The sequence below is a fragment of the Acanthopleuribacter pedis genome (assembly GCF_017377855.1).
Classification (GTDB): Bacteria; Acidobacteriota; Holophagae; order Acanthopleuribacterales; family Acanthopleuribacteraceae; genus Acanthopleuribacter; species Acanthopleuribacter pedis.
On record NZ_JAFREP010000049.1, the window covers coordinates 42624 to 54281 of the forward strand.

Consider the following 11658-nt stretch of genomic DNA (forward strand, 5'->3'; position numbering starts at 1 on the left):
AGTCTGGAGGACACCCAGGTGACGCCCGTTTTTTGTTCTTGTTTTTTTAGTTGTTCGGCGTGGTTTGGGGATGTCCGGTACTCTTGACGAACCATCCTTATTGATTAGGTGTGTTGTTATGGCTCGGTCCTGTTTTGTTTGGGTTTTGCTGTCCCTTGCTTTTTTGTTCGCGCAGACGCCGCCCACCGTTGTGCTCGAACCTTCACCCGCCTTTACGCGCGCGACCGAGGTCACCATCGCCGGGACCGTCACACCCGCCGACAGCGCCCTTAGCCTCGGCGCCCTCACCGTGGCCGTTAATCCCGACGGTACTTTTTCCCAAAACCTCGCGCTGCGCGACGGCGTCAACAACTTCTTTCTCACCGCGCGCCAACCCGGTCAGCCGCCCTTGCAGCGTACCCTCGTCGTTGTCCGCGATACCGAACCGCCCCGCTTGACCCTGACCCAACCCGCCCGCCCGCTTTTTGTCAACAGCACCCCGATCATCCTCGCCGGTCGCGTCGCCGACAACCACGACACCCAACTTACCCTGGCCCGCGCCGGTAACCCCGTGCCCCTCGTCGACGGGCGCTTCCAAGAAACCGGGATCAGCCTGGAACCCGGCGACAATACTTTTACCTATGTGGTTTCCGACCGTGCCGGCAACGTCGCCGAGGAAATCCTGACCCTTTCCTTTCATGATCAAGCGCCGCAACCCGTGATCACCGCGCCCAACCACCTCGCCCACGGCGACAGCTTCAACCTCCAGGTTACCTTCGCCCAACCCGATCACATCAAAAGCTACCAGGTTCATCTGAACCAAACCGAATTGCACCAAGCCGAAAACGGCGCGCCGTTCCAGAGCCAACAGATCGCCCACGGCGCTACCACCACCTGGCGCATCGCGGTTCAGGCCGAGGACCTTTGGGGCAATCGCGCCCGCGCCGAACACCTTGTTCAGGTTGCCTTCCCCGCTTTTGGGTACGGCACCCTTTTGGACGACCGCGACAGCCGCCCCCTCGCCGGTGTCGCCTTGCGTGTCAGCACCCCTTTGCAAAGCCAAGACCTCGTCAGCGGGCCCGACGGCGATTACCAATTCACCCTGACCGGCTCGCCCGTGTTGCTCGAGATCAGCGACGCCCGTTACGTCAACGCCCGTCGCCGCATGGACACCCCCGCGGGCGGCGGCCGTCGCTTTAGCGATTGGCGGCTCACCCCGCGCGGCCCGCCCCAATCCCTGTCGCTGCCGTTCCAAACCGACACCTTGGACCTGCGCCTCAGTGGTTTTGCCGGTACGCCCCGGATCTCGCCCTTTTCCCAACAAGCGCTGCCCGTCCCACTCGCGCTCGGCTGGACCCCGCTCGCCGGCTTTGAACTCGCCGAGGTCACCGGTACCGGCCGCATCGAGGCCGCCTTCCGACGCCTGCCCTATGCCGCACCCGCCGGCGCCGTGCTTTATCTGTTCCGCGGCGAACCTGCCGGCTGGCGGCTCGCCGCCCTGTTAAGCGGCTCCCAAAGCGTCGCCCTCGACACCGGCGCCGGCGCCTTCTTGCTCGCCGCCGGCCAGCCCGGTACCCGCGCGCCCAACATCGGCGATTTGCTGCAACGCACCGGCGAATACCACCTCAGCCACGCCCAACTCAGCACCCTGTCCATCGATCCCCCCGCCGTCTCCCTCCTCAAAACACCCCAAACCGAGGTCACCATCACCGCCGCGCCCACCGCGCCCTCCGGCGCCTGGGCCCGCGTTCATGCACGCGAACGCCACCAGCACGTCGGCGGCACCGTCACCCTGCCCGAACACAGCCTCGACCTATTGCTCTACCGCAACCCCTTCGACGCCGGCGCACCCATGCGCGGGTCCCTGCCCGTCCACACCCGCCGCGACATTCAATCCGGCCAGACCCGAAGCGCCGTCGTGCTGTTCACCGGCATCGTCTACCCGCCGCCCACCGGCAACTTCCGCTTCCAAAACCAAATCACCCTCGAAAACTTGACCCTGCAGCTCCCCGGTGACGGCACCCAACCCGTCAACGCCTTCGCCGACGCCCCCACCGATCTGCCCCTCATGAACGGCGCCGACCTGGCCTTTGGCTTCCAGTGGCACCTCGGCGCCGATACCCCGCCGCCCCGCCTCCGTTTTGACCATCCCGCCCGAGGCGCGATGATCCTGCTGCGCCGCGACAGCGCGGATCGCTGGCTGTTCGTCGGCGCCCTGCAACACGACGGCACTGCTTGGCACAACAACGACGGCCATTGTGAACTGCATCAAAATGGGTTTTATGCCTTGGTTTCATTGGATTTCGCCATCGGTCGCTTCAGCGGACAAACCCTGCTCGACAACCAACCCCACCCCGATGTTTTGCTCACCACGCCTTCCCATCCCTGGCGTGCCTGGAGCGACACCGACGGCGCCTACCACTTCTTCCTACCCGTTTGGGACCAAACACAAACCGTGACCGCCCACCAAAACGTCACCGGTTTCCACGCCACCCGCGCTTTTGCCGGCATCGATTCCGCCCCCCAAACCGGCGTCGCTTTTAACCTCGGCCGCACCAACCTTCTGCTCGTGGCCCACACGCCCGAGGCGGGCGCGGTCGCGGTCCCGCCCTGGCGTTTCATCGACCTCGATTTCAGCCAACCCCTGCGCTGGGAGTCCGCCGATCTCGCCCAACACATCCGCCTCACCGGCCCGGAGGGCGCGATCCCGCTCGACTTCACCCGCCGCTTCAGCACCAGCAGCGTGCGTCTGCGCGCGCGCCAAGCCTTGAACCAAGCAACCACCTACACCGTCGACCTTGACCCCGCGTTACAGGCCGAGTCCGGCGATCTGCTCGGCAACCCCGTGCAATTCCAGTTCACCACCCACGCCCGCGCCGAGGAAACCCAACTGGACCTCGACGCCTGGTACCTCGCCCAAGAAAACAACAACCTCGTGCTGCACGCACCCGCCGACCGTTTCCCCAGCCGAAGCAAACTTGTCGTGCTCAACCTCGACACCGCCTGGAGCAGCAGCGAAACCCTCGCCGCCGGCCCCCTCGCACGGATCATTGCCGGCAATCCCGGCCACCGCATCAGCGTTTCCGTCACCACGCCCGGCGGGCAAACCGGCACCCGCGTGTTGGACAACGTGCGCCTCGGTGACGACCGCGTTTTGCTCGGCAGCTTGCCCTTCCGGGTTCCCGTCGGCGACGGCTTAACCCTTGCCGTCGATCAGGTCGTGACCGGGGTCGGCCGCGAGCTGCGTTGGCGTAACCTGGACCCCGCCGAGGAAACGCGCCTGCAAGGTCAATTGCCCGCGAGCCAAGCCAACCTCGGCACCGCCGTCACCGGTTTCATTTTGGAAAGCAGCGACGGCGGACCCGTTCCTCAAATCAAAGGGCGCCTGCTCGCCGACCTGAGCGCCCACGCCGCGCTGCTGCAAAACAACCCACAACAGTTCCTCACCCTTCAAGGCATCATCGAAGGGGTGCGGGCACCCGCCGATCCCCGTCAGCCCGAGGAGCTCTCCGAGCACACCATCGCCGTCTTCCAAGATGCCGTCCCCGTCAGCGCCGCCGGCGCCGGCAAAACCGCCGCCGACCCCGGCAAACGCGGCAGCTTGGGTTACGTCTCGTTCCAAATGGGGACCCTCACCACCCATACCGCCTTCGCCCTCGCGCTGCGTTTGGCCGAACCCGAGACCTACGCCGCCGTGCTGGCCGGCCTGCGCGACGTCATCATCCCGCCCGATGCCGCCGGGATTGATGAGGACGAACTTTTGTGGGCCGAGCCGCCAACCCTGCGACAGCGTGGCGGCGTTACCTATGCCACCATCAAAGGGGCACCCGTCTACGAGCTCGTCGGCAGCGGTGATGCCACCGCGCTGCGTTACGTCGGCAGTACCGGGGTCAGGGGTGAAACACGAATCCTTTCGCGCGCCTCCAGCGGGCGCCCCGGCTACTTCGTCATGGACCCCGTCACCCAAGCCTTGACGAGCATGACCCCCGAAAGTCAGGGGCCCGTGATTGCCGGGATGCAGAGCATTCGTGCCTATGGTTACCTTAACTGGCCCGATCCCGGTAGCGTCGGCACCGCCAACCAAGATGTCGTCTTCGAATACGCCGTGGTCGACCTCAAAACCCTTGATGGTCGCCCCGAACCCGAGGTGACCCTCAATGCCGCCGAAACGACCCGGCTCGAAAAACTCGGCAAAATCAAACTCGCCGAGAACCGCGCGCTTGAGGTCACCCTGCGCGCCGCCAACAACCCGTTCAAAGAAGTGCGTTTTGAGGCTGATTACCAGGACGGCGTGCTTGTTCCCCCCAATCAGTCCGGTACACAGGTCGTTTACCGCTACGAAAACCTACCGCGCGACCGCCCCTATATCGACCTCGTCATTCGCTTTGAAACCGATGTCAGCCAGGCTCGCGAGCTGGAACGCCGCATTTGGTTGATTGGCGAGACCGGTACCATTGCCGATGATCCCGCCAACCCGCCCACCGTCACCGGCTCACTTCCCGCCGATCAGGACCGGGGCGTGCCTCTCTTCGACCCCATCCAAATCAACTTCAGTGAACCCGTCACCGGGGTATCCGCCGCGCATATTGAACTGCGCGAAGAAGGCGGCGCCGCCGTCGACCTCGTTTTCGAAGACCTCGCCGGGGATCCCATCGCCAACACCGACCTTGTCCACGAGGTCTACGTTCGCGCCGAAAAGGTGCTCAAGCTCGGCCACCGCTACACCCTCATCGTGACAGGTGTGCGCGATCAAGACCGCAACCCATTGGTGGTTCACACCGATGCCGGCGTTTCGGATCGCTACAGCGCCGTGTTCGCCACCCAGCCCATCGAACCCAAGCGCATTGACCAGGACGAAAGCAGCCAACGCGGCTACACCCAGTACCGCAATTTATTGGTGCAAGTCAGCCGGCGCGGTGGGTCGCGTGACCAGCGCGAGGGCCTGACGATCGAGGTCGTTGAGCCAGGCGACGACCAAAAACCCTGGCAGGTTGTGGCCCGCCATGAGTTGGTTGCGCCCAGCCCCTTTTTCCCAAAACCCGCCTTGGTGACCCAACAGGCGTTGGCGACCCCCGAAGGCGACGAACTCGCCGCGATCGAGGGGCCTTCCCGCAAGGCCGTCAAACAATTACCCGCCGGCAGTGTGCTGGCCGTGACCTATTGGGACGGCAATCAAGCGCTCAACCGCATCTTCCTGCTGCATTGGACCGGCGCTTCCTTCGAATCCATCGGGCACCACGCGTTGCCCTCGCCCGGCATCATCAACGACGTCATTGGCCACGGCCCCTTTTTGGTGTTCGGTCACAACGCCTTTGAATCCATCGGTACCCAGATCGGGCGCATTGAGGTGCGCGACCTGCGCGCCTATCTCGAGAAGCTGGACGAACTCAAGGAACAGCAGGTTCACACCAACCTCAGTCCGCACCAACGGGCCCGTGCTTTTGCCGAGGCCGGCCTCGCCGCCCAATTCTTTTACCCGCGCGGCGTGTTCGACCTCGCCCCTTTGGTCCACACCGATGCCCAAAAACAGGTGCTCGCCTTTACCGCCGCCGCCGCGACCTTCCCCGCCGTCGGCCGCCTCGTGCCCGGTAACAATACCTTCATCGCGCCCAGGGACACCTGGTACGACCAACGGCTGCTGTTTCGCAGTCATTATCCCGTTATCGACGGCATCACCCGGCCGGAGGAAGCCGGCAAACCCGGCCGACCCGGCGGCTTCCGCCTACGCACCGCCGTCCTTCCCCAAATCGGCCTCGTTGATCGGGGCAACGCCAAGGTGGTGGACCTCACCCTGTTCGCCGAAAACTTCGGCAGCACGGATCGCGGTGACGCCAAGGCCTTGCTGCACTTTTTGGAAATCCCCAAGGATCAGGACGGCAAGGACCGCACCGAGCCAAGCCTACCGCGGGTGAGCCTCGTGTTTGACGGTCGCATCGGCAACCTCGCCGCCGACCCGGGTACCGGTCTGATCGCCGTCACCTTCCAGAAAAACCAAAAGGGTCAGCCGTTGGACGTCATGCTGTTGGATGCCCGTGCCGTCTACGCCGCCCTCCAAGACGATCCGCAAGAACCCATCGCCGTCACCACCGAGGCGCCTTTCGTGACCGCCGTTTTCGGGGCCGAGCTGGACAACGCCGTCGGCGACGCCTTGTTTTTTCACGACGGCTACCTCTACTGGACCAATGGCAAAACCGAGTTGGTGCGCCAGCCCGTCAACGCCGCCCTGCGCCGTGAACTGGGTTGGCTGAGCTACGACATGACCGTTTGGAACAGCGACCCGGGTCAGCGCAACGCCGTGGCCGACGTTTGGCAGCGCCAAGCGACCGTGGTGCTGCACGCCGCCGACGTCGCCGCCGGGGAGGACCCCGGCCAAGGCCAGAGCGAGGCCGTCACCCGCGCCTTCACCACCGAGGTCGGCACTTTCCAGGTTCAACTCTTCCCCGGCGAAGCCCTGGAACTGACCATGACCTGTTTGGACCCGGACTGGGAACAAAGCTTTGCCGTCAAACCGCTGAACCAACCGCGTTTGATCAGCGTCAACACCCGCGAACTCAGCACCTGGCTGCAGGGGCGGCAGGAAATCCTGAAAACCCGCGGCATCCTCGCTTTCGAAATCGACCTAAAAATTACCCTCAACGGCCGAAACAACCTGGTCAAGCGCTACCCCTTCGTCGTGCGCTACATCAACCCACCCACGGACGATCCCTACCGCACCCACGGCGCCCTCGACCTGCTCAGCCGTACCCCGAGCGAATTCGCCGTGGACGACGCGGTCAGCTCGGTTGACAGCCGCATCGACCTCAGCACCATGCGCTACCACCACGGGGATTTACTCGGTTCGGTGGGCACCTACGGCGTCGCCATGCGCGACAGCGGCGCTTTGCACCTGGGTTCCGCCGTTTGGTTCCGCGCCGGGGATTTACCCACCCAAATCACCGCCGACCGCCTCAAAGCCGATCAACGTATCCTGCTGGGGCAGCCAGGCTTGTGGCGGATTGAGGGGGACTTGAAGGAAGGTGGGGCGCAGGTCGCCGTGCGTGACGACGCCCTCAGCAAACTCACCTACGAACAGAAAAAATGGACCCTGACCCACCGGGAAACCATGACGTCCACCTGGTACAGCAGCCGGCCCTTGCCTGCCTACGAACCCATCTTCCGAAGCCTGAACAAAGCCGAGGACGACGCCGATCCAAGCGCCGGCGGCATCGACAAAAAAGACCGCATCATTTATCCCTTGATGCGTTACCAGGCCGCCGCGGGTACGCCCGGCGCCTTGTTCGGCCGCGTCATCGAACGCGAACGCAAAGATTTTCCCTGGTACAACCAACTCAAACGCGGTGATTTAGACCAAGCCGTCACCGATTTACCCACAACCCTGAGCGACCGCCCCAACGACGGCGGCGCGCACCGGCGTGTCGACCGTACCTACCGACCGCACCGCTTCGGCAACCTGCTGGAAGTCGTGGATCGGGCCGGCAGTTTGGTTGAATACGAATACGACAGCGACGCCTACCTCGTATTGGTCCGCCGGAGCGCGCCGGACGGTCAAACCCGTGTCACCCGCTACCGTTGGGAAGACACCGGCATTAAAGCCGGCGATCTCCCCATCAAACGCCTGACCGCCGTCGAACAAGATAGCGGCGAGGGTTCCTTTGTGATCGGCGCATGGCGGTACGCCCACGGCAATGGGGTTACCGTCAACGCGTTTCGCGATCCTTACTGCAGCACCGACACCCCCTACACCTTCGAATTGGCCGGCGGCGAGACCGCGCGGGTCAGCGTGCCCGCTTGTGACGGGGTTACCCCGGATTGGGTGGTGACCTTTGATGCGAGCAGCCAACGGCGGCTCAGCAAAAGCTGGGCACGGGGCGCCGCCGCGGGGGCCTTGACCTGGGAACGCTTGGCGTTTGACGGGCTGATCGAGGGGCGGACGGTTTACGAGCAGCGTTTGGTCGCCGACAGCTTCCGCGCGCAACGTTTTGTCTACAACAACCGCGGCTTTGTCGCCGAAACCGCCGTCGACGGCCTGCGCCAACGAACCACCTACCACACCACCCCCGGTTATCAGCATGTCCCGGCCACCTTTGACGTGGAACCGGGCCAGGATCAAGCGGCCGTGAGCCTGAGCTATGCTGTTGGAGCGGATAACCGTGTCACCATCACCGATAACGTCTCGCCAGGCCGCCCCAAGGTGGTTCAGCATTTCTCCTCAAGCGGCGTTCCGACGCGCGCCGAGGATGTCACCGGCATCGCAACCGGGCCCACCGATAGTTTGGGGTATTATCCGCGCGGTGGGCTGATTGCCCGGTCGGATGCAACCCGTCTCGCCCTGAAGCTGACCCCGAACAAGGGGGTGGTTTCGGAAACCCGCTTCAACATCTGGGGCCAACCGGTCGGCGGCAAAAGCTTGGGTGCGGAAACCACCCTGACCTACGACCGACTGGGTCGCTTGACTCAGGAACGCCGGGGTTTGGGTGAGGTTGCCCAGCGGCGTGATTACGCGTACCGCTACGAGGACGGACGGCGGATCGTCAGCGTGGTGGACAGCGCCGACGGCAGCACCACCACGCTGAACACCGATCAGCGCGGGCTCTTGCGTGCGGTAGAAGTCGTGGGTGGGCCCGCTCCCGGTTCGCGTACCTTCGTTTACGACGACCACGGCCGCTTAACCGAAAGCATCGACCGCGACGACGCGAGCTTCAAAACCACCTACCGCTACCACGGCGATACCCCGGTGCTCACCAGTGTGACCACCCCGGCCGGTTCCATGGTTTACACCGTTCGCGCCGACGCCGGCCTGTTTGTGGACGGGTTAACCGTCACGCCGGTTGTCGGTCAGCCCGACAACGTGCCGCTCAAAGTCGACGCTCTCGGGCGCGTGGTTGAAACGCGCGTGGACGGGGTGGGCACCGTGCGATTGGCGACCGACGCCTTTGGCAACCCGCTGAGTTTGCAGGGCGAAGGTGAGGCCGGCGGCACAGGTAGCGGCGGTGGTGGTGTTGGCAAAGCCACCGGCCCGCGCAAAAACCAACGGACTTTGCTTGCCTGGACCTACCGCCCAGGCGCCGTCCACGTCGCCGACAACCTCAACCAACGGGAAACCCTGACCACGGCGGTCGACGGCTCCTGGCTGGATGTGGACATCACCGAAACGCTGAAACCCTTTGCGTTCGAATTCAATACCCAATCTAAAAAGGGCCCCGTGCCGCTGCCCAATTTGGGCAACCTGAATACCAACATCCATCACCAGGTGCGCACCACGGTGAACGGCAACAGCCTCGAACAACATGCGCTCAATACCACCAGCGGCATCCAACGCCGGACCGGTTTCGACGGCTTGGGTCGGGTGACCGGTTTTGAGAGCGGGAACCGCGGCCTGACCGCGAGCAATCCCGATACCGCAACCGACGGCGCCTTTAGAACCTGGACCACCGGCGACGGGCGCACCCTCGAATTCACCCGCAACGCCGCCACCCAAATCACCAAAACCACCCTCGGCGGGCTCGAATCGCGCTACGGTTACGATGCGCGCGGCCGCATCAACCAAAGCACCTCGCCGCGCGACCTCACCCTGAGCACCCGCTACCAAGGCGCGAGTGGTGTCATCGACGCCGTCGAAACCCAACAAGCCAACCGCGCCGACGGCCCTTTGATCCAAGCCGACCCCGTCGCCGGCGTGAGCAGCGCCAACCAAACCCACCGCACCTGGCTGGGCGACGCGGTGAAGGTGGCACGGGACACGGAAACGCTCGGCGTCACCACCTTGACCCGCGGCGAGGCCGGCGCGCGGATCATCACCGACACCGACACCGGCTTGCCCGCTTCCTTCGCCACCTTCACCGGTGAAACCACCCACATCTCCTGGCAAGCGGACAACCACCAGGTGCTGCTGCAGGCACCTGACGGCACCACCGCCCAAAGTTTTTACAACCATTACGGCCTGCTGATGGGTCGCGGGGTCAACGACACAGCGGGTAACTTCACCCCAACGCTGGAAATCGTCCGTGATGCCGAACAGCGCATCACCGAACTTGTTACCGCCACCGAGCGGCTGTCCTTCACCTACGATGGTTGGAACCTGACCGGAATCGAAAGCAGCGACGGCACGCGGGTGACCTACGCTTATGAGGCCGGGCAGACCCGGCCCCACGGCATTACCACCGAAAATGACGGCATCCTGTTGCAGGACGTGGCCGTGACCTACCACGCCGGCGGCCAAGCCAAGTGTGTCACCGTCAAACCCGCCGGCCAGGCGCCGGAGAGTTTCCATTACAACGTCCACGGTGACCTGATTCGTCATCAGCGACCGCATCAGGCGTCCACCACGGTGGCTTTTAACGCCTGGGGTGCGCCGCAATCGCTGACCAACGGCGGTGAAACCTTCCCACTATTTGAGGAAGGTAACAGCAATCAATTGTCCTTCCCCAACAACGTCTCGGTGGTGATCAACGAACGGGGATTAACCGAATCGGTGGCTTATCCGGGATTGGCGGCCAAGCAGTTTGCCTATGACGCGGACGGCCGATTGACCGGGCTGTTCGAGGGCGCGGATCACCAGGCGCGTGCGCTCGAATGGGCGGACGGCCGTGTCACGCGCATCACCACGACCCCGCCCGTATCGGAAGTGACCGCGGCGGAGTTGCCGGGGATCGGTAGCGAAACCACCGTTCCCGAGTACGACGGCAACGGCAGGGTGGTGCGTTTGACCCGTGCCCAGGTGTCGGGTGTGGGGGCGCCGTCACATGAGGTGTTCACCTACGACCCAAGCTCGGACGACCTGGGCCGCCTGCAAAGTTACCGGGACGGCAACGGGGTGGTTCAGAGTTACACGTACGACCGGCACCATCGCTTAAACGGGATTTGGTTGGACGAGGGACCCAGCTTTTATTATGGCTACGACGATGCGGGTAACATGACCGATGTTGCCGCGGCGGGCATGCATGTGGCTTTTGGCGACTGGCAAAACGGGTACCCAACCGCGATGACCTGGGGCGACGGCACCGCGTTTTCGGTCACCTTGGACGGGAGCAACCGCTTGGCGGCGGTCCAATCGGCGGACGGTGGTTTTGCGCTTGAGCTGGGTTATGACGGGAGCGCGCAAATCGACGGATGCGACAGCGCGGCCGATTACATCGGCGGCAAAATCAGCCGGGTGACGCGGGCGGGCCCAGACCTGCGCGAGATTCTGACGCCGACGTACAACAGCAACCACACCTTGGCAAGCGTGGCGGTAGAACGACACATCGGCGAGCGGGGCCCGCCGCCGCCGGAAGGCGAGTCGGGGGCGGAGCCAAGCTACGAAACGCTGCGCTTCGATGAGACCTACGGCAGCGGCGACAAGCAACTGCTGCAAAACCTAACCTTGGTCCTGCGCGACCAGGCCTTGGGCGATGGAACGCAACGGGGCGACATCCAACTGCGCCGAAGGGAGACCACGGATCAAGCGGGCCCACGCATCGCGGCGCAAAGCGAAGCGCAAGCGCGGGTGCTCGGCCAGGCCGAGACGCCGGAGGTAACACGCGACCGGACCATGACCTACGCCGCCGCCAACGGCAACCTGGAACGCATCGAAGAAACGGACGGCGCGGACACTTATTTTGTATGGGACGGCGAGCGCCGCCTGCGCGCGATGAGGAAAGACGGCCGGCTGTCCAGCTACGAATACGACAGCCGCCACCG

General features: G+C 64.1%; 1 protein-coding gene. It reads left to right on the forward strand.

What is annotated here, in order from left to right:
- Positions 1–118: 118 nt before the first annotated feature.
- Positions 119–11658 (forward strand): Ig-like domain-containing protein (locus tag J3U88_RS31865; protein WP_207863074.1); only part of this gene is annotated, 11540 nt, incomplete at its 3' end.